Raw genomic sequence first — 26,832 nt, 5'->3', positions numbered from 1 at the left:
ACGCTCCATTTTCATCTATACTAAAGAGCGGCCATCAAAATGATGGCCGCTCTTTTTCAAATCATCCATTTATACTTCTTCTGTAATGGCGGTCTTTTTAGGTGAACTAAAAAGCAAAGTGAATACCAAGCCCAGCGCAAATGTAATCAGGCTGGTGATAAGCGTAGTTGAATCTGCCGAGAATCCAGGGAATACCACAAACAGAGAACCTAGGATCAATCCGATAATGGCTGCGTAGGTAACGTAAGTAAAGTGTTCCAATAAATACTGGATCGCCTTACTGCTGACGATAAAGCCAACGATGACGCCTGCTCCGATCGCCATGGCAATCGGGATGTTCAAAGAGGATAGTGCATTAATGGCTGTCGAGTAAACACCCAACAGCAACAGGATAAACGAACCGCTGATGCCCGGCAACAACATTGCCATACTGGCCAACCAGCCGGAGAAAAACAGCAAAAAGAAAACCGGCAAGGTCAGGGATGTAATTGGCGCTAAATTTTCCTCAGTCGGAATAAAAGCAGTAACAGCCAATGCTGCTCCAATCACTACCAGAATAACCAAGTGGCGTGCAGTAAAGTTCTTTTTGACTTCCGCTTGTTTCATGATATAAGGAATAACGCCGATGATCAGTCCCATGAAGAAAAACTGTGTCGCTTCATAATGCTGCTCGAGCAAGTATTCAATGACACGGCTGAACAAAAGCAAGGTGATGGCGATTCCTGTGCCAAGAGGCACTAAAAACCCAAGATACTTTTTCCAGTCACGGCTGAAAAAGCCACTGATGGATTCCAATAGGCGATCATAAATCCCTAAAATAAACGCAATCGTTCCTCCGCTTACTCCCGGAATCAAATCACTGATTCCCATTAGAATACCACGGTATATATTCTTCCATTCCATTCGTCTAATCTCCTCATCTTAAAATCACTTTTATCAGTATATCATGAGGGAAATGGAAACTCGAGCTTCACTTAAATCATTTTTTAAAAGACAAAATTAACTTACGATGGCTTTTGCTTCTTCTATAATTGCTTCTACGATCTCGGCTGCACCGATTTCTTCAATCAGACTGCGCGTCGATTGCCCTGCCCATAAAGACATAAATTCAGGATTATGCGCTTTTGCGGCAGCCGTCCGAATATCTTTGGTGATGGTATTTTGTGAAGGGAACGGCAGTGGATCAATTTCGCTCTGTTCGAATTCTTTAATAAATCGATTTTTAATGCCTCGTGCTGGACGTCCGGAAAAACTTTTGGTCACCACGGTGCTTTCCTCATTGCTATTAAATATAGCCTGCTTGTAGGCAACATGTGCTCCAGATTCTTTGGAACCGACAAAACGGGTACCGATTTGCACTGCATGTGCCCCGAGAACCAACGAAGCGACCAGGCCCCGACCATCGGTGATGCCTCCTGCGGCAATGACTGGAATTTTAATCGCATCTACTATCTGCGGAACCAATGCCATAGTGCCGATTTGCGCGCCTGCTGGATGATTTTCAAGTGAAAAAGTGCTGCGATGCCCTCCTGCTTCACTTCCTTGTGCTACGACAGCATCTGCTCCTGAAACTTCTGCCTGCAAAGCTTCCTCTACTGTTGTAACCATGACTATGATTTTAATTTGCTGTTCTTTGGCCATTTCCATCTGAACAGCAGACAAACAGCCGAAAGCTGTACTGATGATCGGCACTCCTTTTTCCAAACAGATCGCGAACTGCTCCTCGCTCCAATCCGGCGATTGATAAGAAGACTGCATTTCCTTGATCTCCAGCTCCGAACGAAAAGGGCTTAACGCCTTTTGCACCTCTGCCAAACGGCTGAAATCATCGTTGACCGCCGCGGCAAAAATATTGACCCCAAACGGCTTTTGGGTTTTCGATTGGATTTCATCTATCGCTTGCCGCAATGCGTCCGGCGCCATGTAGGCAGCCCCCAACGTTCCAAGGCCGCCTGCATTGCTGACTTCAACAACCAGCTCGACCGTCGTTGGCCCTCCGGCCATTCCAGCCTGGATAATGGGATAATCGATATTCAGTAAGCGGCAGATTTCTGTTTCTAAGTTAATCATGGATAGTCCTCCTGTCCTTGATCTCTCTGACTTTTTCTATTGCCTTCAGTATCCCGCAAACGGTAATATACAGCAATAGGGAACTTTTCTGCAGAATGCTTCGTTCTGTATAGTAAGTAAACATGAGAAGGCGGGATTTACTATGAAGGGATTCCTTTCACTTTTAGGCATCACTTTAATTGTTGGGGCATTTGGATTAATCCTCTTATCTTTCTATGGCAACCCTTTGGAAAAAGCGATCAGCCAAGAAAGAATGTACGCATATATTGAAACGAGACAAAACGACTTTCCGGAAGTACCGGAAAGAAATCAAGTAACTGCAGAAATTCCTGCTCAAGCAGCTTTTACGACTACCGCGTTTATGGCGATGGACAACAGTTGCGAAAGAGCGTCCCTGGAATGACAAAATCCGACTCGAAGCTCGAGTCGGATTTTTCTTTATGATTAAACACACAAACGGACAGCATTGCCTGATGGGTCTTTGACTTCCCAATAGTCCTTGTGGTCCACAACTTCAATTCCCATCGTCCGAAGGTTATCAACCACTTGGCTGCGCTTTTCCTCTTCCATGATCAATGTATAGTAATGCAACCCAGCTTCTTTCTCTGGTAACGCCGGAATGCCCACGCCATTCCAGACATTCATGCCGATATGGTGATGGTATTTCTGATCTGCCAGGAATAAAGCCTGTCCTCCCAGTCGAGACACCACTTCAAAACCAAGCCCTTCGACATAGAAGTTTTTGGCTTCGATTAAGTTGGAGACATGCAGATGGATATGGCCCATCACTGTTGCATCCGGCATTCCTTTCCAGGGCTCCGGTGTTTTTTGAGCTTCTTCTACCAGACCTTGAGAATCAATTGGATCTACTGTCATAGAAACTTCATCGTTGCTCCAGTTCCATTGTTCCGGTCCACGATCACGGTAAATTTCAATGCCATTGCCCTCTGGATCTGACAAATACAACGCTTCACTGACGAGGTGATCTGAAGACCCTAACTGAATCCCCTGCTGATGAAGGTGAATCAGTATTTTCCCCAAATCTTCTCTTGTCGGCAATAAAATTGCAAAATGGTAAAGGCCTGCATAACGGCCTTGTTTCGGTGTTGCGCCTTCCATTTTTTCAAGCTTAAGCAAGATATTTCCGCCCGCTCCCAGCTCGACTTTCTGTCCATCTTCTGAAATAACATCTAAACCGATTACTTCCTTATAGAAACGTTTCATCTTTTCAATATCCATTACTTTTAACCCTACTTCACCGACATAAGTGACAGGCTTCTGATGAAAATTCATTTATATTCCTCTTTTCTCTTAGTTACTTTATGTAACCAATTATATTTATAAAACCATTGTATGTCAAGTAACTTAATTCCTTTAAAGTATCTAGTATCTATGCTATTATAAAAGAAAAGGAGTGAGAAGTATGGATACATCCGTCATTTGCCCTCGTTTCGAGACTGCCATTTCCCTTCTCAGCCAACGCTGGACCGGATTAATTATTTATCAATTGCTATCAGGACCTCAACGCTTCAGCCATTTAACAGAAGTAATCGGCATCAGTGGCCGGCTATTATCTGAACGATTGAAAAACCTGGAAGCCCAAGGACTCGTTTCACGAACCGTTTATCCGGAAACACCTGTACGCATAGAATATGCATTGACCGAAAAAGGATTTTCCTTAAAGCCGGTTATGGATGAGATTCAGAATTGGTCACAAGTCTGGATAGATCCAGCAGAAACAACAAAAGTATAAGTGCTCTGCAACCATACGGCATGACTTCATCTTAATTCAACAAAATAAGAGCTTATCCATTTTAATTGGATAAGCTCTTATTTTATTTTGTCTGCAAATAAATGATATGTTTCAAACCTTCATGGGCGGAACTGAATATCGGCGTCTTGCGGTCCAATTCGACAATCGACATGGCCAACTTCGGGCTGATGCCTACAAGAATGCACTTAGTTCCAATGAGGTTCAAGGTCTCCGTCATCATTAGGATCTGATACCGAATCTGGTGTTCAAATTCCTTGATGCCACTTAAATCAATCAAGACATAGTCAATTTTTTTGTCGGTACATTCCGTTAAAACCGTCGCAACCAATTGATCCGTCCGGGCTCTGTCGAATTCTCCGATCAACGGCAAGGCAATCGTGCTATCCCAAATATTCAAGATGGGAATCGACAGTTCCTTGATCAATTGTGCACTGCGCTTCTGTTCTTCAGCCTGCATGGTAACATCCATCAGCATGACTACATATCCTTCCGGCTGGTTTCCGGAATTCATGATCGGTGTGATGACAATATCGGCCATCACCTGATTTCGAATGGTTATGCGTGTTCTGTGGGTGCATGTCAGTTCCTGCATCACCTGTTTCTGATGCTGTGGATGTGTATGGAAAGAATCCATACTCATGCCGATCATTTCTTCACAGTCTGACATGCCATATTAAGGAGCAACTTCACTCATCAACCGGCAGGCTTCAGTATTCATCCACCTGATGGTATAGGAACTGTCCGCAATCATTATCGTTTCCCCAATGACGTCCAAGGCACTCAGCAAAAATATATTTTCCGGAATCTTTCCTATGGCTGGCATGCGGTTCCACCTTATCCTCTGTTTTCCACTAATTCGTATTTACCTAGTATGCCACAGCAACATAAAGAATGACCGTCCTTCAAAAAATTATTTTGTCGGCACCATGACTTTTTCACGGGCAGCTGAATAGTTGCCATCAAAGCGCTCAAGTGCGTTATTTCTCAGCCAATAAGTCACTGGAAACATTTTATCCAAAAAGTAACGGTCATGAGATACCGCAATGAGTGTCCCAGGAAATTCACTTAAGGCTTCTTCCATCACTTCTTTAGCTTCCAGATCCAAATGATTCGTAGGTTCATCTAAAATCAGCAGATTGTGGTGCTGATGCATCAACTGGGCCAAACGTAGCCGCATCCGTTCGCCGCCGCTGAGCTGCCGAACCGGTTGGAACACCATATTGCCGAAAAACAGGAACTTAGCCAGTAGGGGACGCGCTTCATATTCGGAAACTGCAACAGCATCGCGAAATTCTTCGATAATGGTTCTGTTATTGTCCATTTCCAACGTATGCTGTGACAGATAGCCAATAGACAAACCGCTGCCCAGCTTGACCTCCCCGGCATCGACTGGTTCTTTCCCCATAATCATGTTAAGCAAGGTCGTTTTCCCACTGCCATTAGCCCCAACAATTGCCGCACGTTCTCCATAACGCACATGCATGGAAATTTCATGAAATAAAATCCGTTCCCCAAATCCCTTCCAAACTTCCTCCAACAAGACAACATCTTTTCCGCTTCGTTTGTCCATACGGAAGTCCAGCGCCATCTGTTTTTTCTCCAGTACAGGCCGATATAGGATTTCAATGCGCGCTAAAGCTTTCTCCATGCTTTTAGCCTGTCTGTGCATGCCAGCGTTCGGCGGATTGGCCCGGTTCGCCCATTCTTTCAAACGCTTGATGGTTTCCTTCATCTTTTGAATTTTCTTTTGCTGATCCTGATACTGCTGAAACTCAACTAACAGCCGGGCTTCCCGCTCTTTGATATAGCTTGAATAATTCCCACTGTATTGAATCAAGTCGCCTTGATCCAATTCCCATATATGCGTCACCGTTTCATCCAGAAAATAACGGTCATGGGATACGAGGACAATCGTGCCTTTATAATGGCTGATGAATGCACCCAACCATTCAATGGCATCCAAATCTAAATGATTCGTCGGCTCATCCAAAAGCAAGAGGTCTGGTTGTTGCAGCAAAAGTTTCGCTAAGCCGATTTTGGTTTTTTCACCGCCGCTTAAATGGCCCCAGCGTTCATATTTCAGCTGTTTGATCTTCAATCCATTCAAGACTTGATCGATTTTCATGTCCAGCTCATACCCGCCGCGCTGAATAAATTCATCCTGCAACGTGCCATAGCGCGCCAATAAACGGTCCATTTCTTCCGGAGAAGCATCCTCCATCAACTTCTCCATTTTCGCCAAGTGCTCTTGCATCGCGGTCAGCTCTGAGGAAACAGCCAGCATCAGCTGCTCCACTGTCAATTCATCCGGTTCGTCGGGTGATTGCTCCAGCAACCCAATCCGGCTGCCTTTTTTCCACGTGACACTTCCTTCTGTCGGCTGCAAAGTCCCCGCCAATATATTCAATAATGTTGATTTACCTTCCCCGTTTCTGCCGACAAGGCCAATCCGTTGGCCTTCCATCACTTCTCCTTTTATATGGTTGAATAATTTCTGTGTCGCAAAGTGGCACAGTATTTGTTGAAATTGGCTAATAATCATCGTTCTCTTCCTTTCTGATGAAGAGACGCATGCACAGCAAAAAAGGCACGCCAAGAGGCATGCCTTTGCTTAAAATCCGTTTGCAGGCAGATGTCTCTTACTGGTAAATTCCACTCCATTCAGTTAGCTGAAAAAGGACAGACTTCTCCCGTCCAGCTACCCCAGTGAAAGTAACGCCATGAAGAATGTATAGATATTCCTGACACTCCGTCATGCGCTTACCAGTTTGATTCATCTTACCCACCTCCTTGTTTTATCTCTTACATCATACAATCGCCCGCAGTTTCCGTCAATATATTGTTAGAATATTCTTTTTGTATTACAACGAATTAAAATGTAGGTATAAATTCCTTAAAATCGGGGAAACAATACAATAACAGCACTCTAGCAGAAAGGGGAATCAGAAAATGTCCATGTATTCCAAGTTGGCTTTTGATAACGATACCCGAAAGATAGAGAAGGCCTTGAAAAAATACGAGGCCAAGAAAAACGAAGCTTTGCGTTTGCTTGCTGAAATCGATATGCTCGAAAAAATGGAGGATGTCCAGGATGCGGAACTGTGGAGACGCCAGTCGATGAAGGAAAAGCTGGTTACTGTAGAGCGACAGCGGAAGGATTTACAAGAAATGATCACTAATTATGTTGAAAAGTACGGAGACCAGGACCTCCATCGTTACACCGAACTCCTACAGGAACTTGAAAGCGACAAAGCGAAATAACAAAAGCAGGAGCCTTAGATGAGGCTCCTGCTTTTTCTAGTCTTTTCTAGAAACATTTTTGCCTATGGACTGCAAGATGTCCCCCATCCATCCTTTTCGCTTTAAATAGAGGTAGAGGAAGAAGGTGGACGCCAAAATTACCAGCAAAGCGCCGACATAACCAAACTGCCATTTCAGTTCTGGCATGTTTTCGAAATTCATGCCCCAAAGAGCTCCCCACGCCATAATCGGTGTAAACAAAGTCGTTAGGACCGTTAAGGTTTTCATTATTTCATTCCCTCGGTAATTGGCCACTACATTTTCAATATCGACCATATTATTGACTTCGTCTTCGTATGAATTGACGAGCATGACACAGCGGCCGATACGAACGGCAGTCCTCTGGTATTCCACTTCTTCTGTGACATTTTTTCCAAATGTCTCTTCAATGGCCATTTCAATTTCCTGAAAGCCCATAATCAAATGCTTCCATAAAAGAATTTCATGGCGGACGTTCTCAATCTTTTCCAAAGTCTTCTTATTGTTCTTTTCTTTGATTGCCCACAGAAGATCATGGAGACGCTCTTCAAAACTGTCGATTTTATGTAGGATGGAAGCTACCATTTCACCGAGAATGATCATCATCACTTCTACCGAAGAATTGGCCTCTTCCATTTGGCGTAGAATTTCTTCTTTCTCCAAATCCGCATCTTTTTCAAAGTCAATTGCGCTGGTTACAAAGACATCCCGGGACAAGTAAAAATGGAAGACTTCACGGGAATCTTCAGATTTCGCACTTTGCCTGTAAATCAACGAACCCCATATAGACTCTTTACCCCGCTCAACCGTATGGGTATGAAGAATATTAACGGATGGATTTTTTGATTTATCAATCCAATTCTGCATCTTTTCATTTTTCGGAAGGAATTTACGGAAGTTGTATTCTTCAGCACTTTCCTCTTCATGCCAAACCGCATGTTTGAATGTATGGTGCGGCATTATCATGACCCCTTTCGACCGCTCTGCTATATAAAAAGCAAGCCAGGACTGGCTTGCTTACTCTTTTTGGTGAGTGTTGTCCCTGTACTTTTCATTCGAATTTTCTTCATACTCCAAGTCCCGATCCGGCATGGGATCCATCTCTTTTTCAGGTGGCATATTGCGGCGCGGTTCGACTTCCGGAAGCAGTTCTTCGCCTTCCTTGTTTTCACGGTCTTTCTTCATCCAGAATCCCTCCTTGGATTGTTGTTATTACCGTAATTACCCGTTTTACTTTTTTTATAATCCAAATAAACACCTAACCGCTTACTGAATCGCCAATGACCCAATCAGCGTGGCATCGTCGGGGTATGCCAATTCCAGCTCTTCCAATTCAGAAATCGGTTTCCAAGCTACATCGGCAATCCATTCGTCGCCTTCTTGTAAAATGATTTTGCCCCCTGTCACTTCCACTTTGAAGTAAGTGACTTCAAAAGACACAGCCGAATCTTCATATTCTCCTGCTCTCACGTTCAGCTTTTCGATAACCTGAACAGTCAAACCGGTTTCTTCGAAAAATTCACGCACACAGCATTGCTCCAGCGTTTCATTCCCTTCCACTCCTCCCGCCGGCACCGTCCATTTCTTTTCTTCTCCCGGCACACCTTGCAATACCAGCAAGACTTCGTTCTTCTCATTGACACAGACGCCTGCTGCGCCTTTCCAGTTCGACATTTCCATCCAATCTCTCCTAGCCTGTTTTCGTTTGTGGCAGCCCTTTTGCATTCTCCCAAAAGATAGGCTGCCGTTTCTATTTACGTTACCATATATCGTGCTGCGCTGGGCGTTTTCCACAAGAATTCAGGACAAGACAAAACGGCTTGCGCAGGCAAGCCGTTTACTTGGGGTGTTACTCTGCCTTTTTCCGATGTTCCCGTTCTAAAACAATGCCGTGGGTGGCTTCCGGCAATCCCAGATCTCCTGAAAACCCGTTTGCCCGGTAGAAGGCATCCGCTGCAGAAGAATCTGTGCGGACAACCAATTCACTAAAATGGCCTTGCGCATCTTTTAAAATCTGTTGCAGTAACTTTGTCCCGATGCCTTGTCGGCGGGCATTTGCGGAAATGTAGAACCTCCGAAGCCTGCCAACCCCTTCTTTATCGGAGTAAGGATCACGGTTCAAGCCTCCGATTGCGACCAATTGGTCATGATGGTCCCACACCCCATACAACACTTCGCCTGTTTTATTGAAAGTATTGCTGCCATCTTCATACTGATCCACAAGCCGTCTCAGAAAACGGTAGCCTTCTGCTTCGCTTTCTTCTACCAGCTTTGAAACATCCACTTTTTTTAAGTCTTCAATTTCTGTAATTTTCACTGCCATGTCTCATCCTCCTCATTATGGATAACTACTTTCCACTTACGGATTTTCTGACATTCACTTGCTCTTTCAGTGTATAGCAGTTAAGAAAGGATTACCAATAAATATCAGAATTTTCTTTTAATTATAACAAAAAAGGCTACATAGCTGCAGCCTTTTTTGTTTAGAGAACCGTATCTTCAATTGCAGCTTTTTTGTCTTCTGTTTTCTTGATGATAAAGATACTTGCTTCATATAAACCGGCCATCGGAATCAAGACCAACAACTGACTTAAAAAATCCGGTGGTGTAATCAATGCTGAAACAATCGCTAGAACAAGATAGGACCATTTTCTGACATTTTTCATTGAACCCGAAGTCAGTACGCCGATAGAAGATAGAAACAAGGCAATAATCGGCATTTCAAAAAGCAGCCCTAAAGGAACGGTCGTCATAATCAAAAAATGGATATACTCGTTTGCAGAAATCATGACATCGAAATTGGCCATACCCATACCGATCAAAAATTGAAAACTCAATGGGTTGACGATGAAATAGCCAAATGCAATTCCTAGCACAAAAAGCAACAGCATGACCGGAGAATACAGGCCAAGAAAGCGCGCCTCTTTTTCTTCAAGGCCAGGTTTTACAAATTGCCAAATGAAATGAATCAGAAATGGCAAGGACAGCCCGAGAGCCAATGTTGCAGAAATAGAAGTATAGAATTTAATAACTTCCAGCGGCCCTAAAATGACCAAATCATAACCTTTAACAATGTAAGGAAACCAGAAGTTTAACGTGGAGAAAACGACCAGTAAAAAAAACAGGAACACAATCGCGCTTTTAATCAATTGTTTCCTCAGTTCTCCCAGATGGTCGACTAAGGTTTCCACTTGCATTTCCGGCTCTTCCACTGGAGGTTCCGGCTTTTTGATGGGAGGCTCCGGCATTTTTTTCTCATTCTTTTCTGCAGGCTTTTCCGGCTGCACCTTTTTTTTACGCAACGGACTCGTTAAGTTTCTGTCTCCATACGGATCCATTTAACCACCTTCATAGCTTGTCAGATTTTTTTAAATCCTTGTCTTCGACCGTTTCTTTTCTTACAACTTCTTCATCATCGTCATCCATGAGCCCTTTGGTCGAGCGTTTGAACTCAGAAAAAGTTTTGCCGACTGCTCCACCGATTTCGGGTAACTTTTTAGGTCCGAATATAATTAACACGATGACCAAAATGATGATCAGTCCTGGTACACCAATTGAAGCTAATCCACCCATATTGTTTTCCTCCTCTATCCCGCTTTAACGGTCAGTATGGTTCAACTAACACTCAGTGGAGGAGAATAACTCTCCTCTGAGCGAAATTCTTTTCTACTACTAAACAAGCGATCCGCCTTCGCGGCTATAGCGGATAACACCTTCTGCGCAGCGGTAAGCCAATGCCCCAACGGTTCCGGTCGGGTTGTAGCCTCCATTGTGCGCAAAATTCCCAGCTCCTACGACAAATAAATTTTCTGCATCCCAATGCTGAAGGAAATTATTGACGACACTAGTGCCCGGGTCGGCACCCATGATGGTTCCTCCAGTATTATGGGTAGTCTGATAAGGAACAATGTCATAATCTGATATTGGATTGCCGCCGACTACAGTTTTCGCCCCCATTTCCTGCATGATTTCGCCCGCTCTTTCCGTCAAATAACTATGGAGCGCCCGGTCCTGATCCGTGAAATTATAGGTAAGCTGCAACAATGGCACGCCGTAGATGTCTTTATAAGTTCCGTCCAGTGCCATATAGTTTTCTCTGTGCGGCATGGAAGCACCCTGGCCGCCGATACTCAACGATCTTGTATAATTTTCAATCGATGCACGTTTGAAATCTGCGCCCCAAGAAGGCGTATCCGGTGGAATTGGATTATGCAGAATCGGACGGGAACCGGTTTGCGTGATCGACAAGCTGGCACCATGTATGAAGTCAAGGTCAGAATGATCAAAAGAATCTCCATTAAAATCATCTACTGTCATTCCAAGAGCCCCGGCTCCCATAAAGGTATTCATTTGTTCATCAAAGAATCCGGATGCTCCCGGCAAAATCTGATACGCATAGTTTTTGCCCAGGGTTCCTTGCCCTGTTTCCGGATCGTATTGCTCGCCAATTTGAGAAACCATCAATAGTTTGGCGTTATTTAAAATATAGCTAGTTAAGACAACGACATTTGCCGGCTGAATAAATTCCTCAAAAGTTTCTGTATCGTAATAGCGTACGCCTGTCACCCGGTCGCCTTCTTTCATAATTTCAACGACGTTGGCGTTAAATTTAATTTCATAATTTCCTGTTTCTCTGGCAGTAGGCACAACGGTAATTTCCGGAGAAGTTTTAGCTCCATACTCACAACCGAAGCGTTCACAGAACCCACAGTATTGGCATGCGTTGATCTGCTGGCCGTCCGGGTTCTCGTAAGCTTCTGACAGATTGGCTGATGGCATCATGAAAGGCGACAGTCCCAAGTTGGTGGCGGCTGTTTCAAAACGCTGCAGAATCGGCGTTTTCTTCATTGGCGGTGTCGGATAAGGACTTGAACGTTTGCCCCAAAATGGATTATTATCCTCACCAGAGATGCCTGCCGTCTTTTCAAAACGGTCAAAATATGGTTCTAGTTCATCGTAAGTGATTCCCCAATCCTGCAGGGTGTATTCAGCCGGAAGTTTATTGGCACCATATTTTTCATCAGTCATTGTTTTGATTTGAAAATCATAGGGAAGAAAGCGCCAATTTTGCCCGTTCCAGTGAGTGCCTGATCCCCCTAACCCTTCTCCCAATAAAAAAGAGCCCATCTGACGCATCGGTAAAGCGCGTTGCTGGCGATTATTACGGAATGTAATGGTTTCCCTCGATAAATCCTGCATCAGCTCATAGCGGACAGCATAACGGTATTCATCATGGACAATGCTGAAATCCTCTGTACCGCGTTCGCGCCCACGTTCCAACCCAACTACTTTAAGGCCTTCCTTCGCACATTCTGCCGCAATGATCCCACCTGTCCAACCAACACCTACCGTCACTACATCTACGCTATCTAGAGTCGTTACCATGCAAGTTCCCCCTTTTTAATTAATGCTCCATCCCCAGTGATCGAGGTTCGATTTCTACAAAATCTTCACTGTCAATTTCATTAATATAAGCCGCTTGGTGACCCGGGAATCCTTTCATCTTCCAACCTTCCATATTATGATTGCCGCCGTATATCGGATCTGCATAGGCTCCTTCCAAAGTAGCCTGCCTCAACAGACGGAAAAAGAACAACGAAGTCGTACCTCTCATTTGAATTTCATCCTCCTGGAAAGCCGTTAGAATTTCATCCATCTGCCCACCTTCCAAATCAACAAAGTTGGCATTAAATCGGCTCTGGGCTTCCTGTTGCATAATTTGGATTCCTTGGCGGAACATTTCATTCCGCTTTAACCGGCTTTGGTAGCCTTGCGTTGTTTCCCCTTCATAAAACGGACCTTGCATGTATTCCTTCGAATTTTCACCATAGCTGCCCGCTAACTGCTGGTCAATAAAGTAAGCTACGCCTAAACCAATTGCGCCGGGACCTAAATCGTCCTCTGGGAAAATTCGTTCAGTAGCTTGGTTCAATATTTCAAACTCCGCATTGTTTTTGAAGAATGTCAGCCCCCTGACCCCACCTGGGGATCCTGTTGATCCTTGCGGAGTTCCGGGTGCAGTGGATGCTGAGTCCTGCTGGTTGGTGTTGGCCCCTATCAGACCTCCAATAATGCCGCCGCCGATTAAAGCTCCTGTCGCGATTCCTGAGGTCTTCAAAAAATCACGCCGTGAAAAATTCTTGTCTCTTTTCGCCATTTTTCTGTCCCCCTTTATTTTTTAAAGAATATTCGGAATATTAAATACTATACCCCATCAAAAATTTCTTATTCATTAATTTAAAATAAATTTATTTCAAATATAAGGAAGCAGTTGCATTGGACTTCAAAAAAAGAAACGATTCCCGGGTAATTTCAGGAATCGTTTCTTTTAGGATTTTGAACATAAAAAGCCAAGGGAATGGTCACCTCGGCTGTGTAGCTTAAATCCTATTAGTTAAGAACTTTAATTGTTACGTTTTTGCGGCCAAATTCTAAAGCTGCGCCTTGTGTTGGAATGAATACATCGATTTTATTGCCTTTGATTGCTCCGCCAGTGTCTCCAGCGATTGCTTCTCCGTAACCTTCGACCCAGACTTTAGAGCCAAGCGGAATTACTGAAGGATCTACTGCGATTACTTTTTGGTTTGGATTTGAACGTAAATCAATTCCAGTTGCTGTCGTACCTGAACATCCTGCGCAATAAGCTGTATAAGCTGTCGCAGAAACAGTCATCGTTTTACCGGATTGAGCTGAAGCTGCTGCTGGTGCTTTTTGTGCAGGAGCGCTTGCTGTTTTTGGTGCTGGTGCTTTTTCTTTAGCTGGCGCTGCTGCAGTTTTAGCAGGTGCTTTTTCTGCTGCTGCTGTGCCGCCTTTAACTGTCAAAGTTTCGCCTGGATAGATCATGTATCCAGAAATGCCATTCCAGCTCATTAAGCTGTCCAATGGAATTCCATGAGCGCTGGCGATTTCCGCCAAAGTATCTCCTGATTTAACTGTATATGTTGAGCTGTCGGCTTTCTTTTCTGATGTTGCTTGTCCATCGACTTTTAGTTCCTGGCTTGGCAAGATCAAATCAGATGAAAGGTTATTCCACCCTTTTAAGCTTTCTATTGATACATTCTTGTCTTGTGAAATTCCCCACAGAGTGTCACCTGATTGTACTGTATAAGATGATGCACTTGCTGACGTTGCTGCTCCCACACTTAAAGCTGCGATAGCAGTTAGTGTAACGATTTGCTTTTTCATAAATTGAAATTCCTCCTTTTCACTAACTTGAACGATCATAACACCTCCACATTGCAGGAACATGACAGAACGGCAGATGGAACATAACAATTTCATGACAGGGAATTGCGCTTTGTTACATTTTGTAATAAAACTAATAATTCCAATGCCGTATCCTGCATACAGGGTTCAAGCACGAAAAAGCAGTTTAGCATATGAAAATCAGGGAATATGTAAATGTTAATTAAAGAACAGTTTAGAGGGGGAATTCGTTTGAAGAATGTAACATCGGTTTTTTGGATTGCATTATCAGTATGTATGGGCTTGGTTGTTTGGGGATTGTCCTCGCCTGAAGGATTCAAATCACAAACAGGGGAATTGACAGCTGCAATTTCCAGCACATTCGGTTGGTACTATCTTCTGACCGTTTTCCTGATACTCATTTTCTGTGTGTATTTGATTTTCTCCAGGTTTTCCAATTTAAAGTTGGGAAAGCCTGATGATAAACCGGAATTCTCCCTGCCATCCTGGTTTGCAATGCTGTTCAGTGCCGGCATGGGAATGGGCTTGGTTTTCTGGACAACAGCTGAACCGATCTCCCACGCATTTATAAGCGCTCCACGCTCTGAATTGGGGTCCAATCAAGCAATCCAGGAAGCGATGCAATTTTCTTTTTTCCATTGGGGTCTGCATGCTTGGGCCGTTTACGGAATCGTTGCATTGGTTCTGGCGTACTTTAAATTTCATAACGATGCCCCAGGATTGATCAGCGCTACTCTTATTCCGTTATTCGGGAAAAAGCTGATGGCTGGGCCACTGGGGAAATTGATCGATACGCTGGCTGTCTTCGCTACAGTCATCGGCGTCGCATCCACACTTGGATTCGGATCTGCCCAAATGAATGAAGGGATTTCCTTCCTGTTTGGAACACCGAATAACTTCGCTTTTCAGATGCTGATCCTTGGAGTTGCCACAGTTCTTTTCATTGCTTCTGCCTCGTCCGGCATCGGCCGCGGCATCAAGTATTTAAGTAACATAAACATGGTTTTGGCATTTGTCCTTCTTTTGCTCTTATTGATTGTCGGACCGACGCTCTATATCTTCAATTCGTTTGCAGATGCGATTGGCGGCTACTTAACCAATTTCTTCTCCATGAGCTTTAATCTTGAGCCGATCAATGAAGAACGCCGCGCTTGGGTTGACGGCTGGACGGTATTTTACTGGGCATGGTGGATTTCCTGGGCACCATTCGTCGGTATTTTCATTGCCCGTATTTCCCGGGGACGCACAGTCAAAGAGTTTATGCTCGGGGTACTCCTCGTGCCTTCGTTGGTATGCTTCATCTTTTTCGCGGTGTTCGGCGTTTCCGCATTGAACCTGGAGCAGAACAACATTGCAAAAATTTCCGATTACAGTCTTGAGACGGCCACATTTGGTGTTTTGCAATATTATCCACTTGGCACGTTGCTATCGATCATCACCTTATTCGTCATTGCCATCTTTTTCATCACCTCTGCCGATTCAGCGACATTCGTGCTCGGCATGCAAACAACGGGCGGTATGTTGAACCCCCCGAATTTAGTGAAAATCACATGGGGCCTTATTCAATCAGCCGTAGCAGCCATCGTTATTTATACAGGCGGCACACAAGGCCTGCAAAACTCATTGATCATTGCAGCTCTGCCCTTCTCGGTGGTCATCATTTTAATGGGAGTTTCTTTCCTTAGAGCCGCTTCATTGGATCCATTGGCGAAAAAGAATAGAAGACATTAATAAAACCCCAAAAAGATCCGGCGCATTCTAATGCGCCGGATCTTTTTGGGGTTTGGTTTTATTTAAAAACGCTTGTACTGTGTAATGGTTGAACTTTCGATTTTGGATCCAGATAAGACTTCGCGTTGTTGATGGCTGTCGGTGCTTCGCCGAAACCTACAGCGATCAGTTTGACTTTGCCTTCGTATGTGGCAATGTCGCCTGCAGCATAGATGCCTGGGATACTGGTTTCCATCTTAGAGTTGACGATGACCGAGTTTTTATCCATCTCGAGTCCCCATTCCTTGATGGCACCTAATGAGGTGATGTTGCCGTAGTTGACAATAACGTGGTCTACGTCAAGACGTTCTTCATTGCCTTCTTTATCGACCAGCACAAGCTCGCTGATTTGGCCATTTTCTCCAACCAATTCTTTCACGCCGTAAGGTTTTTTCACTTCCACTGTCGATGCCATCAAGACATCGATGTTTGCCTCATGCGCTGTCATTTTGTCTCGGCGATGGCTCAACGTTACATGGGATGCTACATTTTCAAGCATCATCGACCAGTCGACAGCTGAATCGCCGCCGCCTAAAACGACCACTTTTTTATCGCTGAAAACAGTCAGGTCCTTAACTCCATAATGAAGCGTTTTGCCTTCAAAAGCTTCACAGCCTTCGACTGCCAATTTACGCGGCTGGAATGCCCCAACTCCCGCAGTCAACAAAATAGCTTTTGTGTAATGCAGACCTTTGTCCGTCTGAATGACAAAATGATCTCCGTGGCGTTCTGCGGCTGTTACGGTTTCTTCCAGACAAATTTCCGGATCGCCGTATTTTGCTTGCTGGACTAGATTGTCCACCAAATCTTTTGCCAACACTTTTGAAAATCCACCTACATCGTAAATGAATTTATCCGGGTACAATTCAGTAAGCTGTCCGCCAAGCTGCGGCAAACTATCCAAGATCTTTACTTTCATTTTGCGCATACCGCCGTAAAAGGAAGCAAACAAGCCAGTTGGCCCGCCGCCGATAATCGTTATATCAAAAACTTCGCGTTCTTCCATTTATAACACTCCTAATCTACTCAATAACTATATCCTATCATATTTACCCCAGATTCACGCCATTGGACTTATGGCGGAAATTCAAAAAAATAAAAGTTTGAATTATCTGTATTTTATTCGTAAACTGAAGGATGGATACATAAGAAAGGATGAGTGCAGTGGATTTAGGAATCAAAGAAAAAATTGTAATCGTGATGGCTTCAAGCAAAGGGCTCGGCAAAGCAACAGCGCTGGAATTTGCAAAAGAAGGCGCGACAGTGATCATCTCAAGCCGCAATCAGCAGTCCCTAGACGAAACAGCCGCTGAAATTAAAGAGGCTTCTGGAAACCAGCAAGTATTTCCGCACGTTTGCGATATCTCCAAAGAAGAAGACATCCAGAAACTGGTCCAATTCGCAGCTGATCAATTCGGCCGGATTGATGTGTTGATCAATAATACAGGCGGGCCAAAAGCCGGCGGATTCGACGCAGTGGAAGATGCTGATTGGTATAAGGCATTCGACCAGAATTTATTGAGCTATATCCGCACCTCTCGCGCCGTTCTTCCTTATATGAAGGAACAGCAGTTTGGACGCATCATCAATATCTCTTCTTCTTCAACAAAAGAAGTGATTGATGGCTTGATTTTGTCCAATACGCTTCGTGCAGGAATGATCGGGTTTGCAAAAACCCTTGCGCGCGAAGTCGCAGGCGACAACATCCTCGTCAACACAGTTGGGCCTGGCCGCTTCGCAACAGACCGTGTGGCGGAATTGGATCAGATCGCAGCAGACAAGCAAGGAGTTTCCGCAGAAGAAATCTCTAAGAAAAGTAAATCATCCATTCCTGCTGGCCGCTATGGCGAACCGGAAGAATTTGCGAAAATCATTGTTTTTCTTGCCTCAGCAGCCAACTCTTACATGACTGGCCAATCGCTTGTAGTAGAAGGCGGTTCATTAAAAGCTCTATAATGTGTCAAATGATTATACAGCCAACCCAAAAATCGATATACTGGAAAATGAACCAATTATAAAGGAGATGTTTTAGAATGGCTAAAAAAGGACACATCCACATGGAAAACGGCGAAATCATCGAATTCGAACTTTTCCCGAACGAAGCACCTAACACAGTTGCAAACTTTGAAGAGCTTGCAAACTCTGGCTTCTATAACGACGTAACATTCCACCGCGTAATTCCTGGCTTCGTAAGCCAAGGCGGCGACCCGACCGGTACTGGTGCTGGCGGCAGCGGCAAAACAATCAAATGCGAAACTGAAGGCAACCCGCATAAGCACCAAGCAGGAAGCTTATCAATGGCGCATGCCGGTAAAGACACTGGCTCAAGCCAATTCTTTATCGTTCACGCACCACAGCCACACCTTGACGGAGTCCACACTGTTTTCGGACAAGTGACTTCAGGATTGGAAACGGCTAAAGCAATGAGCAATGGCGACAAAATGACAAAAGTTCACGTCTTTGACGAAGAATAAGCCAATAAGCTTAACCGGCCAGGATTTCATCCTGGCCGGTTTTTTCTTTGATTTGTATCCTGATCAAGCGAAAAAAATAGCACGATAAACTAGTTAACTGTTAGAAAATTGAAAAACACCAACCGTTCTGAATCTATCGCCAGAACGGTTGGTGTTTGGAATTTTCCAGAAATACGCGCCGATGCGCCAAAATAAGATTCTTCCAACAAAAAAGCAGAAAAAAATACGCCCGCAGGCGCATTTTTCTACAATACTTTGCTTAAGAACGCTTTTGTCCGCTCATGCTGCGGGTTGCCAAACAATTCTTTCGGCACATTTTCTTCCACGATATATCCGCCATCGATAAACAATACACGGTCACCCATTTCAGCTGCAAATCCCATCTCATGCGTCACAACGACCATGGTCATGCCTTCACGCGCCAACTGTTTCATGACATCGAGTACGTCCCCCACCATTTCCGGGTCAAGTGCAGACGTCGGTTCATCAAAAAGCATGATCTTTGGATCCATCGCCAATGCCCGGGCGATTGCCACGCGCTGTTTTTGGCCGCCTGACAGTTCCCCCGGATAAGCTTTTGCTTTTTCCCGCAAACCAACTTTATCAAGCAGCTCATAGGCTTTCGCTTCACTCGCTTTTCTGTCGCTTTTCTTCACTTTCATCGGTGCCAGAATGACATTTTCCAATACCGACTTATGAGGGAACAAATTGAATTGTTGAAACACCATTCCGACGTCCTGGCGAATTTTATTGATGTCTATTTTAGGATCCGTGATGTCAACACCTTCTATATAGACATGTCCGCCCGTAATTTCTTCCAACCGGTTCAAGCAGCGCAGAAATGTACTTTTCCCTGAACCGGATGGGCCGATTACACAGATGACTTCTTTTTCTTCTACCACAGTGCTCATGTCTTTTATGACTTCCAGGTTGCCGAATGATTTTTTCAAATTTTCCACTCTGATCATTGTCATCGCAAAACAAACTTCCTTTCTACAAAGCTCGCCAGCATGGAGAGCAGATATATGACCACAAAGTAAATAATCCCTAAGATCAAGTACACATTAAAAGCATCAAATGTGGCACTGGCCTGGATGCGGCCTTCCTGTGTCAAATCGGCCACTCCAATAACCGATAACAGGGACGTATCCTTCAACGAAATAATCGCCTGGTTGGTGATGGTCGGCAGCATTCGTCTGAAGGCCTGCGGCAAAATGATATAACGCATATTTTGCGTTGAATTCAGCCCCAGTGAACGGGCCGCTTCTGTTTGTCCTTTGTCAATCGACTGAATACCCGCACGGATAATTTCAGAAAAGTAAGCGCCTGCGTTGATGGCTACTGTTACTATTCCAGCCGTCGTATTGTCCAACGAGATAAAGTCCAAGGAATTCAGACCGAAATAGATGAAGAACAACTGGACGATAAACGGCGTGCCCCGAATGGCATCGACAAAGATTTTCGCAATCCAATTCAGGATTTTCAATGGTGCCAACCTGAATAGCGCAACGACTAAACCGATCAGGAAACCGATCACGATGGCAATGGCAAAAATGTAAAGCGTAACTTGCAGCCCTTCCATTAAATATGGAAAAGCATTCATAATTGTATCCATACAGACATCCCCTTTGCATCAAAAAATGCAGCGCGCTTCTGCGCGCTGCACCTATTTTTATTCTGCTGCGATATACTTCGCTAGAATTTCATCGTATTCTCCGCTGTCGCGCAATTCCTGAAGACCTGCATTGATTTTCTCAAGAAGCTCTGCATTTTCCCCTTTTAATACAGCGATTCCATACTGGTCTCCTGTTAAACGATCCCCAACTGTTTTCAGTTCAAGTCCACTTTCAGCAATTGCATAAGCGATAACCGGATAATCTTCCAGCAGCACATCGGCATTGCCGTTTGAAACTTCCTGGAACATGGATGGGCTATCTTCGAATTGTGCAATTGTGTAGCCATATTTCGCTTCGTTATCGCGGGCAAACTGAGCGCCGGTCGTTCCGCTCTTAACTGCTACTGTTTTGCCTTCAAGATCTTCCAACGCAGTGATGTCGGTATTGCTTTCAGCCACTACAAGAGAAATCCCAGCATCAAAGTATGGATCAGAAAAATCGACCACTTCTTTGCGTTCATCGGTAATACTCATACCGGCAATTGCTACATCCAATTGGCCGGCTTGCAGGGCAGGAATAATGCCGCCGAAATCCATCGGACTGAATTCAATTTCGAATTCCTGATTTTCAGCAATCGCTTTGATCAAATCAATATCGATTCCTGTATATTCGCCATCCACTTCAAATTCGAAAGGCGGATAAGTTGTATCGATCCCCACTGTATAAGTTTCCCCTTCAGTGCCGCCTTCCCCGCCTGTTGAACCTTCTTCACTTTCATCGGATCCGCAGGCAGCAAGTACGAGCAGCATTGCTAATAGTAGTGCTAAAAGACTCCATTTCTTCATCTTAGTTCCCCCTTGTTTTTGCATATCAGTCATTCTAAAGAATAATATATCATAATTTTCTCAATTCTAGTACCTTTGAGAGAAAATAACCATTATTCAATAAAGTTATGCAGTACTAATTAACCGTCTGGCTGTTGGACTGCTCTCTTTTTGCGCAGCCTGTTGAATAAACGGATATTATGAACCAAGGTTTTTAAAACAGCATAAGTGGGAATCGCAATCAGAATACCGATAAATCCATACAATGCACCGGCAATCATCAGCAGTAAAATAATCGTCAGTGGATGGATGTTGAGGCGATTGCCCATGATATTCGGGGTTACAAGATTGCCTTCAAGCTGCTGGACAACGAGCAGAACAAGGATGACTTTTATTGCCGTCCACGCATCTCCACTCATCAAAGCGACAAATAAAGCAGGAATGATGCCGATGAGCGGTCCGAGGAAAGGCACAATAATCAAGAACATTGCGAAGATCGACAGACTCAAAGCGTAATCCAATCCGATAATCAAATAACCGATGTACATCAAGGTTCCCACTACAGCAGCGACAATCGCCTGGCCCACTATAAACGCAGACAATGTCTGATCGACATCCTTCAATACTTTTTCACCTTCAAGCTTGTGTTCTTCCGGTAAATACTTTATTAAATGTGGAATGAATTTTTCATCATCCTTCAATAGAAAGAACAGCACAAACGGGACAACAATGAGGACAATTGCAATATTCATCAACATCGTCAAAATGTTCATCACATTATTCAGCAGTCCTTCTGAAAGGTTCTCCAAGTAATCCAAAGCCCATGCTTTTATCTCCGGACCTGAAACTCCGCCCAGCTGAAAACCGGACAGGATGTTGTTTGATTCCTCCGTCACTTCTTCAACGGTTCCCGGCGCCAGGTCTGCGAGACTCTCGACCTGGTTGGTAACCAATGGACCCAAAAAGTAAATCAGAATAGATAAAGTTAAAATAATGACGGTAAAAACGATTCCGATTCCAGCAATTTTAGGTACATAGCGCATCAACCATTTTACAAAAGGCCGCAGCAAATAATAAAGCAGGCCCCCGATCAGGACCGGCGCAAAAATGGTAGCGATGACGATCTGAAGCGGCTCAAAAATATAATCAATCTTGCCAAGAAAAAACAAGGTCACTGAAACCAATAAAATCGCTGTCGTGTATTCAAAAAATGGTTTTCTAATCCACATACTTGCTTCTCCTTTTCCAATGGGTATAGTATTTTCTGCACACAAAAAAGCGAAAGCAAAAAGAAACTTTGCCTTCGCTTGATGTAACGCCCTTATTTATCTTCTTCAAGTTCCCGCATTTCTTTATGGGTTTGCGGAAATGCATTGGCCTGCCATTCATCACGGTAGGCAGAATCTAACTGGGACAAGCCCTGTTCAGCAGAATCTTCCAGAGCTTCAACACTTTCACGTTGATCCACTTTATTGCTGTTGCGCATATCTGTATCTTCTCTTACCTGCACTGAGTTTTTCTCCTGGTATGCTTTATAAACAAAAATTCCAGAGGCCGCTGCAAGCGCGCTGCCAATCAGTGTATTCATTGTCGACTTTTTCATCAAAATCCCTCCAAAAATACGTGGTTTTTTTCTCACTTCTTCTTGTATACCCTATATACGATTTTTTAACTAGGTACTTATAATTTTTTTATTTCTTCCTAATTTCAATCAGTAGCCTTAAGTATTCCAAAATCACCTTATTGAGCTTTGCAATAAACTTATGGAACGGAACCTTGTATACTGAAGAGGAATAGATAAGGAGGACGCTTATGGCAGTTAATCAGCAGCTACTTGGATGGCGATTAAGCAACTATAAGAGTTTTTATCAAGCTTTACAGGAAAAACAGCACCCCTTGACTCCCGTCGCCCATCGTGGTCTGTGGAATACCGCGCCAGAGAATTCGCTCTCTTCCATTCAACATTGCATCGACCGCAAAGTCTATTTGATTGAATTGGACATGCGATTGACCAAGGACGGACACATTATTCTCATGCACGACGCTACTGTAGACCGGACGACGAACGGTACCGGAGAAATAGATCAGCTGACATTAAAAGAAATAAAAAAATTGTCGTTAAAAGAATTGAACGGCGGCCCCAATGCGAAAATTTCAACTGAAAAAGTGCCTACTCTTCTCGAAGTTCTGCCAGTGATTAAAGGAAAAGCCATGATCAACGCCGACAAAGCTTGGGATTTACGGCACGAACTTTATGAACTGGCAGAGAAGCACGACCTCTTAGATCACTTCATGCTGAAAAGCGACAAACCGGTTGAGCAATTGAAGGACTTTTTTGAATCGAAACCACAAAACATGTGCTACATGCATAAACTGAATGACCAAAATCTTCATCAACTCGACCTGTTGCTCAATGAGATTTCGCCAATCGCAATCGAATTGATTTTTTATACAGAGGAGGATGAGGTGATTTCTGAAGCTGTCGTCAGCAAACTTAAAAACCAAACAAATTTATGGGGCAACGCCCTTGATTTTGCCGAAAACGCCCGGCGCTCGGATGCTCTTTCGCTATTAGACCCTGATAAAGGCTGGGGATGGTTCATCGACCGCGGCTTTACCCTGATTCAGACCAATTATCCGCTGCAGTTCATGGACTACGCGGAAAAAAAATCAAATAAATGAACCCGGCTGTGTTTTAAGCCGGGTTCACTTCTGTCAGGAGTTCTTTTACTTTTTCGCCCACCTGGCTTGCGGAAGCCGGATTTTGCCCCGTCACCAACCGCCCTGATTCAATCACACAGGATGTGAACGGCACTTGAGAGATTTGAAATAAAGTTCCTTGTTCTTTCAAGTTTTGCTCCAGGGAAAAAGGAATATCGCGATACATTCCCATAATTTTTTCTTCAAAATCCGAGAAGCCGGTCACGACATGCCCCGCCAGTAAATTACGGCCATCAGATAAGGGAATGTTCAACAAAGCACTCGGTCCATGGCATACAGCAGCCACTACCCCACCTGCTTCGTAGATCGAGGCAGTCAGTTTCTGCAAGCTTGGGTTATTCGGAAAATCGACCATCGTACCATGGCCGCCGGTAAAATAAATAGCCGAATAATCATGTGCCTTTACCTGCTCTGGCGTCAGCGGTTTCTTCAATTTGCCCATCAGCTCATCGTCTAAATAATAGTGGCGCGTCTGCTTATGGACGACCGCTTCCATCAAACTGAGCGGGTCAATCGGCACGCGGTTGGAAGCGGTGCTAATGATATCCACGTCAAAATAATCTTTTATTTCATGGTAAAAATCAGTCATTTCCCGAAGCCACAGCCCCGTTTTTTTCCCCTTGATCCCAACATTGGCTTCATTCGTCACAACAATGAGGATTTTTTTCATGTTCGTCTCCTTTCCCAAATCAGTTTCAAGTATTTTATCTTTTATTCCCCTTCTGGTAGAAAACTACTCTTAGAGCTCTTTTATACTCATTATTTTATTTTTATAACATTTTATTGTTACTTTATACTTTTATTCGTGGTAAAATAAGATCAAATAGGGAGGGATAAATATGAAGACTTTATTGTCTTTAATTGCAGCTGCCATCCTGATGTTCAGTTCGTTTTTATCTCCCGCCAAAGCGATTGTTTTGTTTGATGACGTCTTTGCCACTCACCCGTTCGCTTTTGAAATCGCTTATTTGTACGAAGAAGGAATCATCAATGGCTATCCGGATGGAACCTTCAGACCGAATAATCCTGTTACCCGTGCCCATGCTGTCGCCATGATCGGACGTGCCTTGAATCTGGACGACACATCCCGTTCAACGGGGTTTAGAGATGTTCCCGCAAACCATCCGTTTTCCGGTTACATCGCTTCCGCTGTTGAAGAGGAGATCATTGTCGGTTTTCCGAATAATTATTTCCGTCCAAATTGGACTGTCACCCGAGCTCAGACTGTGACTATGCTGGACAGAGCTTTTTATTTCCCTGAAGCGCCGGATAATACTTTTCGGGACATGAGGGAAAACCATTTTGCTTTTGATGCCGTATCAAGACTTGCTTATCAAGGAGTCGCACGCGGCTATCCGGACAATACTTTCCGCCCTGACACTCCGGTAACACGTGCTCAATTTTCTGCATTTCTCGCCCGTGCCATCGAACCTTCTTTCATTCCTGAAAAACAGGAATTATTGATGACAGCCAATGATATTCTGGCTGAACTGCAAGCGGAGGATTTCGGTGATGTCGCAGCTTATGTCAGCTCTACAGAGGGATTGGCGTTCTGCCCTTACAGTGGTGGTTGCATCGACAATGGCGGAGTGACTTTCACCAAAGCCCAACTTCCCAACTTCATGAATGATGCCAATGATTATTTATGGGGTTATCAGGACGGCAGCGGTTTTGAGATTAATTTGACGCCTGCTGAGTATTACGATGAATACTTGATGGATGCGGAATATACCGCTAAAGAACGCTACGGACGCACCATCCAGCCAACTACACATGAATTTATTCACCGAGTGTACCCTGAAGCAACCATTGTCGAGTACTACTTCCCTGGAACTGATCAATATGACCAAATGGACTGGCAGAGCTTGAACATGGTATTCGAGAAGAACAGCAACGGTGACTGGGTATTGGTGGCGATCATTAATGACCGCTGGACCATTTAACCCAAAATAGACAAAGAAAGACCCGGCATTCAACTGCCGGGTCCTTTTTCATTTTCCCTACTTTGTTTCAACAGGACCGTTAAAGCCGCTGCGAATTTTTCATTGTCTTCGGGACGCCGTTTTTTCGGCCCTTTCATCCGGCCGCCGCCTTGCCGGATTTTTTTGGCGACATGTCGGCCATGGAGCAGTTGCTCGATGTTTTCATCTGAATAGACGCGGCCATTCTGATCGATTGGAATGCCTCTTTTTGCAAGCACCATAGCGGCAAGGCCGTAATCCTGGGTGACGACAATATCGCCTTTTTTGACCCGGTTGACCAGCACAAAGTCGACTGCATCCGCGCCTTTTGATACCGTGATGGTTTCTGCCCCTTCTCTGTGCATTTCATGGGAAGTGTCGCAAATCAAGATGACTGGAAGCCGGTAGCCTCTAGCCAAATCGATGGTTTGGGTGACCACCGGACAGCCATCTGCATCAATGAGAACTTTAACCATTCGTGTCCGCTCCTTTCGCCATCTCATCCACCAGTTTCTCCGCCGCTCTCCTGTAAAGATTGCTGGTATGAACCAATGATGCGATGAGCAGGACGCGCTCCAGTTCCTCCGATTCATCAGCACCCGCCACCTGTTCAGCAGCTTCTTCCGATTGGCGCTTTAAGCCTGCTTCGAAAATCTCTGCATTGCCTTGCTGAAGATTTAAGTAACTGCTGTAAAACTGCTCCAGATCCAACTCTTTTTGTGCCGCCTTTTCATTGATGCCATGCAGCACCTGCTTGACGTCATTGATCGATAATGCGCTTTTCATCTGATAAATCAAACTGATCAGCATAATGTGGTTGCGGCTGTATTTTTTGTTTTGGACCGGATAGAACAACTTCCCTTTGGCATAATTATTAATCATGGTCTTCGTCAGGATTTTTTCATCTGGATACCGTTTCGACTCGGCAAAACTGGTTTCGAATAATTGAATGACCTGATCGATATACAGATCGATCTTCGGAATGTCTTCCGGCAGAACCTGATTATGGAAAGCCATCGATTTGATGATTTCATCAGCTTTTCCCATGTACTTCCACGCTCCCTTGCGGTGTTTCATACTAGTTATTTTACCCCATTATCAAATTTTCTCCAAACTTGACTCCGTTTATCAATGCGA

Annotated in this window: 33 protein-coding genes; 8 read left to right on the top strand and 25 right to left on the bottom strand. The window is 44.3% G+C overall.

The window, feature by feature from the left end:
• Positions 1–69: 69 nt before the first annotated feature.
• Both H9630_RS10550 and H9630_RS10545 read right to left on the bottom strand, forming a co-directional pair.
• The gene (locus tag H9630_RS10550) at positions 70–903 is read right to left on the bottom strand and encodes a DUF368 domain-containing protein (RefSeq protein WP_191715445.1); all 834 of its coding nucleotides are present in this window, start codon (positions 901–903) and stop codon (positions 70–72) included.
• A gap of 96 nt (positions 904–999) precedes the next feature.
• On the bottom strand, positions 1,000–2,070 hold the full coding sequence (locus H9630_RS10545) for an NAD(P)H-dependent flavin oxidoreductase (protein WP_191715444.1): 1,071 nt from the start codon (positions 2,068–2,070) through the stop codon (positions 1,000–1,002).
• 142 nt (positions 2,071–2,212) lie between these two features.
• Between H9630_RS10545 and H9630_RS10540 the strand changes: the two genes are divergently transcribed.
• On the top strand, positions 2,213–2,473 hold the full coding sequence (locus H9630_RS10540) for a hypothetical protein (RefSeq protein WP_191715443.1): 261 nt from the start codon (positions 2,213–2,215) through the stop codon (positions 2,471–2,473).
• A gap of 41 nt (positions 2,474–2,514) precedes the next feature.
• On the opposite strand, the gene H9630_RS10535 is transcribed toward H9630_RS10540, so the two are convergent.
• Positions 2,515–3,363 carry a VOC family protein gene (locus tag H9630_RS10535; RefSeq protein WP_191715442.1) on the bottom strand — a complete coding sequence of 283 codons (849 nt, stop codon included), beginning with the start codon at positions 3,361–3,363 and terminating at the stop codon, positions 2,515–2,517.
• A 130-nt stretch (positions 3,364–3,493) separates the two neighbouring features.
• Here H9630_RS10535 and H9630_RS10530 point away from each other — a divergent pair, with 130 nt between their 5' ends.
• Complete coding sequence (locus tag H9630_RS10530) at positions 3,494–3,823, top strand: winged helix-turn-helix transcriptional regulator (RefSeq protein ID WP_191715441.1); 330 nt, start codon at positions 3,494–3,496, stop codon at positions 3,821–3,823.
• Between the two features lie 82 nt (positions 3,824–3,905).
• Here H9630_RS10530 and H9630_RS10525 read toward each other — a convergent pair whose 3' ends face one another.
• The 4 genes from H9630_RS10525 to H9630_RS10515 form a co-directional block, all read right to left on the bottom strand.
• Positions 3,906–4,484, bottom strand: a complete 579-nt coding sequence (locus H9630_RS10525; protein WP_225218486.1) for an STAS domain-containing protein — start codon at positions 4,482–4,484, stop codon at positions 3,906–3,908.
• Between the two features lie 33 nt (positions 4,485–4,517).
• Entirely contained in the window at positions 4,518–4,667 is a 150-nt protein-coding gene (locus tag H9630_RS18805) for a hypothetical protein (protein ID WP_225218485.1), read from the bottom strand.
• Between the two features lie 87 nt (positions 4,668–4,754).
• A complete protein-coding gene (gene abc-f / locus H9630_RS10520) occupies positions 4,755–6,386 on the bottom strand; it encodes a ribosomal protection-like ABC-F family protein (protein WP_191715440.1) in 1,632 nt (543 codons plus the stop codon).
• A gap of 97 nt (positions 6,387–6,483) precedes the next feature.
• Complete coding sequence (locus H9630_RS10515; RefSeq protein ID WP_191715439.1) at positions 6,484–6,621, bottom strand: hypothetical protein; 138 nt, start codon at positions 6,619–6,621, stop codon at positions 6,484–6,486.
• Positions 6,622–6,793: 172 nt separating this feature from the next.
• Between H9630_RS10515 and H9630_RS10510 the strand changes: the two genes are divergently transcribed.
• On the top strand, positions 6,794–7,105 hold the full coding sequence (locus tag H9630_RS10510; RefSeq protein ID WP_191715438.1) for a hypothetical protein: 312 nt from the start codon (positions 6,794–6,796) through the stop codon (positions 7,103–7,105).
• Positions 7,106–7,141: 36 nt separating this feature from the next.
• Here the strand turns inward: H9630_RS10510 and H9630_RS10505 are convergent, their stop codons facing one another.
• From H9630_RS10505 to H9630_RS10465, 9 genes are all read right to left on the bottom strand, one after another.
• Positions 7,142–8,083, bottom strand: a complete 942-nt coding sequence (locus H9630_RS10505; protein ID WP_191715437.1) for a magnesium transporter CorA family protein — start codon at positions 8,081–8,083, stop codon at positions 7,142–7,144.
• Positions 8,084–8,140: 57 nt separating this feature from the next.
• Positions 8,141–8,308: a hypothetical protein gene (locus H9630_RS10500; protein WP_191715436.1), complete on the bottom strand. Its 168-nt coding sequence runs from the start codon at positions 8,306–8,308 to the stop codon at positions 8,141–8,143.
• Positions 8,309–8,389: 81 nt separating this feature from the next.
• Entirely contained in the window at positions 8,390–8,797 is a 408-nt protein-coding gene (locus tag H9630_RS10495) for an NUDIX hydrolase (protein ID WP_191715602.1), read from the bottom strand.
• 175 nt (positions 8,798–8,972) lie between these two features.
• A complete protein-coding gene (locus H9630_RS10490) occupies positions 8,973–9,446 on the bottom strand; it encodes a GNAT family N-acetyltransferase (RefSeq protein WP_191715435.1) in 474 nt (157 codons plus the stop codon).
• A gap of 160 nt (positions 9,447–9,606) precedes the next feature.
• Complete coding sequence (tatC, locus tag H9630_RS10485; RefSeq protein ID WP_191715434.1) at positions 9,607–10,461, bottom strand: twin-arginine translocase subunit TatC; 855 nt, start codon at positions 10,459–10,461, stop codon at positions 9,607–9,609.
• A gap of 10 nt (positions 10,462–10,471) precedes the next feature.
• Positions 10,472–10,696, bottom strand: a complete 225-nt coding sequence (tatA, locus tag H9630_RS10480; protein ID WP_191715433.1) for a twin-arginine translocase TatA/TatE family subunit — start codon at positions 10,694–10,696, stop codon at positions 10,472–10,474.
• A 99-nt stretch (positions 10,697–10,795) separates the two neighbouring features.
• The gene (locus tag H9630_RS10475) at positions 10,796–12,508 is read right to left on the bottom strand and encodes a GMC family oxidoreductase (protein WP_191715432.1); all 1,713 of its coding nucleotides are present in this window, start codon (positions 12,506–12,508) and stop codon (positions 10,796–10,798) included.
• A 19-nt stretch (positions 12,509–12,527) separates the two neighbouring features.
• Positions 12,528–13,280 (bottom strand): gluconate 2-dehydrogenase subunit 3 family protein, encoded by a 753-nt coding sequence (locus H9630_RS10470; protein WP_191715431.1) that lies wholly within the window; start codon positions 13,278–13,280, stop codon positions 12,528–12,530.
• Positions 13,281–13,513: 233 nt separating this feature from the next.
• Complete coding sequence (locus H9630_RS10465) at positions 13,514–14,308, bottom strand: LysM peptidoglycan-binding domain-containing protein (RefSeq protein WP_191715430.1); 795 nt, start codon at positions 14,306–14,308, stop codon at positions 13,514–13,516.
• Between the two features lie 252 nt (positions 14,309–14,560).
• Between H9630_RS10465 and H9630_RS10460 the strand changes: the two genes are divergently transcribed.
• Positions 14,561–16,060 (top strand): BCCT family transporter, encoded by a 1,500-nt coding sequence (locus H9630_RS10460; protein WP_191715429.1) that lies wholly within the window; start codon positions 14,561–14,563, stop codon positions 16,058–16,060.
• Positions 16,061–16,118: 58 nt separating this feature from the next.
• Here the strand turns inward: H9630_RS10460 and H9630_RS10455 are convergent, their stop codons facing one another.
• Complete coding sequence (locus tag H9630_RS10455) at positions 16,119–17,105, bottom strand: NAD(P)/FAD-dependent oxidoreductase (RefSeq protein WP_191715428.1); 987 nt, start codon at positions 17,103–17,105, stop codon at positions 16,119–16,121.
• A 158-nt stretch (positions 17,106–17,263) separates the two neighbouring features.
• Between H9630_RS10455 and H9630_RS10450 the strand changes: the two genes are divergently transcribed.
• On the top strand, positions 17,264–18,055 hold the full coding sequence (locus H9630_RS10450; RefSeq protein ID WP_191715427.1) for an SDR family oxidoreductase: 792 nt from the start codon (positions 17,264–17,266) through the stop codon (positions 18,053–18,055).
• Between the two features lie 77 nt (positions 18,056–18,132).
• Positions 18,133–18,573: a peptidylprolyl isomerase gene (locus tag H9630_RS10445; RefSeq protein ID WP_146558378.1), complete on the top strand. Its 441-nt coding sequence runs from the start codon at positions 18,133–18,135 to the stop codon at positions 18,571–18,573.
• A 245-nt stretch (positions 18,574–18,818) separates the two neighbouring features.
• On the opposite strand, the gene H9630_RS10440 is transcribed toward H9630_RS10445, so the two are convergent.
• The 5 genes from H9630_RS10440 to H9630_RS10420 form a co-directional block, all read right to left on the bottom strand.
• Positions 18,819–19,547, bottom strand: a complete 729-nt coding sequence (locus H9630_RS10440) for an amino acid ABC transporter ATP-binding protein (RefSeq protein ID WP_290186921.1) — start codon at positions 19,545–19,547, stop codon at positions 18,819–18,821.
• Complete coding sequence (locus H9630_RS10435; RefSeq protein WP_191715426.1) at positions 19,544–20,188, bottom strand: amino acid ABC transporter permease; 645 nt, start codon at positions 20,186–20,188, stop codon at positions 19,544–19,546. The genes H9630_RS10440 and H9630_RS10435 overlap by 4 nt, the downstream gene beginning before the upstream one ends.
• Before the next feature lie 57 nt (positions 20,189–20,245).
• The gene (locus tag H9630_RS10430) at positions 20,246–21,034 is read right to left on the bottom strand and encodes a transporter substrate-binding domain-containing protein (RefSeq protein ID WP_191715425.1); all 789 of its coding nucleotides are present in this window, start codon (positions 21,032–21,034) and stop codon (positions 20,246–20,248) included.
• A 119-nt stretch (positions 21,035–21,153) separates the two neighbouring features.
• Entirely contained in the window at positions 21,154–22,242 is a 1,089-nt protein-coding gene (locus H9630_RS10425; RefSeq protein WP_191715424.1) for an AI-2E family transporter, read from the bottom strand.
• A gap of 92 nt (positions 22,243–22,334) precedes the next feature.
• On the bottom strand, positions 22,335–22,616 hold the full coding sequence (locus H9630_RS10420; RefSeq protein ID WP_191715423.1) for a hypothetical protein: 282 nt from the start codon (positions 22,614–22,616) through the stop codon (positions 22,335–22,337).
• A gap of 209 nt (positions 22,617–22,825) precedes the next feature.
• Here H9630_RS10420 and H9630_RS10415 point away from each other — a divergent pair, with 209 nt between their 5' ends.
• Complete coding sequence (locus H9630_RS10415) at positions 22,826–23,695, top strand: glycerophosphodiester phosphodiesterase family protein (protein WP_191715422.1); 870 nt, start codon at positions 22,826–22,828, stop codon at positions 23,693–23,695.
• Between the two features lie 13 nt (positions 23,696–23,708).
• Here H9630_RS10415 and H9630_RS10410 read toward each other — a convergent pair whose 3' ends face one another.
• On the bottom strand, positions 23,709–24,404 hold the full coding sequence (locus H9630_RS10410) for a type 1 glutamine amidotransferase domain-containing protein (protein WP_191715421.1): 696 nt from the start codon (positions 24,402–24,404) through the stop codon (positions 23,709–23,711).
• A gap of 169 nt (positions 24,405–24,573) precedes the next feature.
• Here H9630_RS10410 and H9630_RS10405 point away from each other — a divergent pair, with 169 nt between their 5' ends.
• Complete coding sequence (locus tag H9630_RS10405; protein WP_191715420.1) at positions 24,574–25,677, top strand: S-layer homology domain-containing protein; 1,104 nt, start codon at positions 24,574–24,576, stop codon at positions 25,675–25,677.
• 29 nt (positions 25,678–25,706) lie between these two features.
• Here H9630_RS10405 and H9630_RS10400 read toward each other — a convergent pair whose 3' ends face one another.
• Positions 25,707–26,171 (bottom strand): YaiI/YqxD family protein, encoded by a 465-nt coding sequence (locus H9630_RS10400; RefSeq protein WP_191715419.1) that lies wholly within the window; start codon positions 26,169–26,171, stop codon positions 25,707–25,709.
• The gene (locus H9630_RS10395; RefSeq protein ID WP_191715418.1) at positions 26,164–26,742 is read right to left on the bottom strand and encodes a DUF1836 domain-containing protein; all 579 of its coding nucleotides are present in this window, start codon (positions 26,740–26,742) and stop codon (positions 26,164–26,166) included. Before H9630_RS10395 ends, H9630_RS10400 begins: the two co-directional genes overlap by 8 nt.
• Between the last annotated feature and the right edge of the window lie 90 nt (positions 26,743–26,832).

Source organism: Planococcus wigleyi, assembly GCF_014836985.1.
Lineage (GTDB): Bacteria > Bacillota > Bacilli > Bacillales_A > Planococcaceae > Planococcus > Planococcus notacanthi.
The sequence above is the reverse complement of the archived record's forward strand: the minus strand, read 5'-3'. Positions and strand labels throughout refer to the sequence as shown.

What these genes read in the sequence shown, in the direction of transcription:
- H9630_RS10550 (WP_191715445.1), bottom strand. Translation starts at nt 903, where the DNA reads ATGGAATGGAAGAATATATACCGTGGTATTCTAATGGGAATCAGTGAT.
- H9630_RS10545 (WP_191715444.1), bottom strand. Translation starts at nt 2,070, where the DNA reads ATGATTAACTTAGAAACAGAAATCTGCCGCTTACTGAATATCGATTAT.
- H9630_RS10540 (WP_191715443.1), top strand. Translation starts at nt 2,213, where the DNA reads ATGAAGGGATTCCTTTCACTTTTAGGCATCACTTTAATTGTTGGGGCA.
- H9630_RS10535 (WP_191715442.1), bottom strand. Translation starts at nt 3,363, where the DNA reads ATGAATTTTCATCAGAAGCCTGTCACTTATGTCGGTGAAGTAGGGTTA.
- H9630_RS10530 (WP_191715441.1), top strand. Translation starts at nt 3,494, where the DNA reads ATGGATACATCCGTCATTTGCCCTCGTTTCGAGACTGCCATTTCCCTT.
- H9630_RS10525 (WP_225218486.1), bottom strand. Translation starts at nt 4,484, where the DNA reads ATGAGTATGGATTCTTTCCATACACATCCACAGCATCAGAAACAGGTG.
- H9630_RS18805 (WP_225218485.1), bottom strand. Translation starts at nt 4,667, where the DNA reads ATGCCAGCCATAGGAAAGATTCCGGAAAATATATTTTTGCTGAGTGCC.
- abc-f (WP_191715440.1), bottom strand. Translation starts at nt 6,386, where the DNA reads ATGATTATTAGCCAATTTCAACAAATACTGTGCCACTTTGCGACACAG.
- H9630_RS10515 (WP_191715439.1), bottom strand. Translation starts at nt 6,621, where the DNA reads ATGAATCAAACTGGTAAGCGCATGACGGAGTGTCAGGAATATCTATAC.
- H9630_RS10510 (WP_191715438.1), top strand. Translation starts at nt 6,794, where the DNA reads ATGTCCATGTATTCCAAGTTGGCTTTTGATAACGATACCCGAAAGATA.
- H9630_RS10505 (WP_191715437.1), bottom strand. Translation starts at nt 8,083, where the DNA reads ATGCCGCACCATACATTCAAACATGCGGTTTGGCATGAAGAGGAAAGT.
- H9630_RS10500 (WP_191715436.1), bottom strand. Translation starts at nt 8,308, where the DNA reads ATGAAGAAAGACCGTGAAAACAAGGAAGGCGAAGAACTGCTTCCGGAA.
- H9630_RS10495 (WP_191715602.1), bottom strand. Translation starts at nt 8,797, where the DNA reads ATGTCGAACTGGAAAGGCGCAGCAGGCGTCTGTGTCAATGAGAAGAAC.
- H9630_RS10490 (WP_191715435.1), bottom strand. Translation starts at nt 9,446, where the DNA reads ATGGCAGTGAAAATTACAGAAATTGAAGACTTAAAAAAAGTGGATGTT.
- tatC (WP_191715434.1), bottom strand. Translation starts at nt 10,461, where the DNA reads ATGGATCCGTATGGAGACAGAAACTTAACGAGTCCGTTGCGTAAAAAA.
- tatA (WP_191715433.1), bottom strand. Translation starts at nt 10,696, where the DNA reads ATGGGTGGATTAGCTTCAATTGGTGTACCAGGACTGATCATCATTTTG.
- H9630_RS10475 (WP_191715432.1), bottom strand. Translation starts at nt 12,508, where the DNA reads ATGGTAACGACTCTAGATAGCGTAGATGTAGTGACGGTAGGTGTTGGT.
- H9630_RS10470 (WP_191715431.1), bottom strand. Translation starts at nt 13,280, where the DNA reads ATGGCGAAAAGAGACAAGAATTTTTCACGGCGTGATTTTTTGAAGACC.
- H9630_RS10465 (WP_191715430.1), bottom strand. Translation starts at nt 14,308, where the DNA reads ATGAAAAAGCAAATCGTTACACTAACTGCTATCGCAGCTTTAAGTGTG.
- H9630_RS10455 (WP_191715428.1), bottom strand. Translation starts at nt 17,105, where the DNA reads ATGGAAGAACGCGAAGTTTTTGATATAACGATTATCGGCGGCGGGCCA.
- H9630_RS10445 (WP_146558378.1), top strand. Translation starts at nt 18,133, where the DNA reads ATGGCTAAAAAAGGACACATCCACATGGAAAACGGCGAAATCATCGAA.
- H9630_RS10440 (WP_290186921.1), bottom strand. Translation starts at nt 19,547, where the DNA reads ATGACAATGATCAGAGTGGAAAATTTGAAAAAATCATTCGGCAACCTG.
- H9630_RS10435 (WP_191715426.1), bottom strand. Translation starts at nt 20,188, where the DNA reads ATGGATACAATTATGAATGCTTTTCCATATTTAATGGAAGGGCTGCAA.
- H9630_RS10430 (WP_191715425.1), bottom strand. Translation starts at nt 21,034, where the DNA reads ATGAAGAAATGGAGTCTTTTAGCACTACTATTAGCAATGCTGCTCGTA.
- H9630_RS10425 (WP_191715424.1), bottom strand. Translation starts at nt 22,242, where the DNA reads ATGTGGATTAGAAAACCATTTTTTGAATACACGACAGCGATTTTATTG.
- H9630_RS10420 (WP_191715423.1), bottom strand. Translation starts at nt 22,616, where the DNA reads ATGAAAAAGTCGACAATGAATACACTGATTGGCAGCGCGCTTGCAGCG.
- H9630_RS10415 (WP_191715422.1), top strand. Translation starts at nt 22,826, where the DNA reads ATGGCAGTTAATCAGCAGCTACTTGGATGGCGATTAAGCAACTATAAG.
- H9630_RS10410 (WP_191715421.1), bottom strand. Translation starts at nt 24,404, where the DNA reads ATGAAAAAAATCCTCATTGTTGTGACGAATGAAGCCAATGTTGGGATC.
- H9630_RS10405 (WP_191715420.1), top strand. Translation starts at nt 24,574, where the DNA reads ATGAAGACTTTATTGTCTTTAATTGCAGCTGCCATCCTGATGTTCAGT.
- H9630_RS10400 (WP_191715419.1), bottom strand. Translation starts at nt 26,171, where the DNA reads ATGGTTAAAGTTCTCATTGATGCAGATGGCTGTCCGGTGGTCACCCAA.
- H9630_RS10395 (WP_191715418.1), bottom strand. Translation starts at nt 26,742, where the DNA reads ATGGGAAAAGCTGATGAAATCATCAAATCGATGGCTTTCCATAATCAG.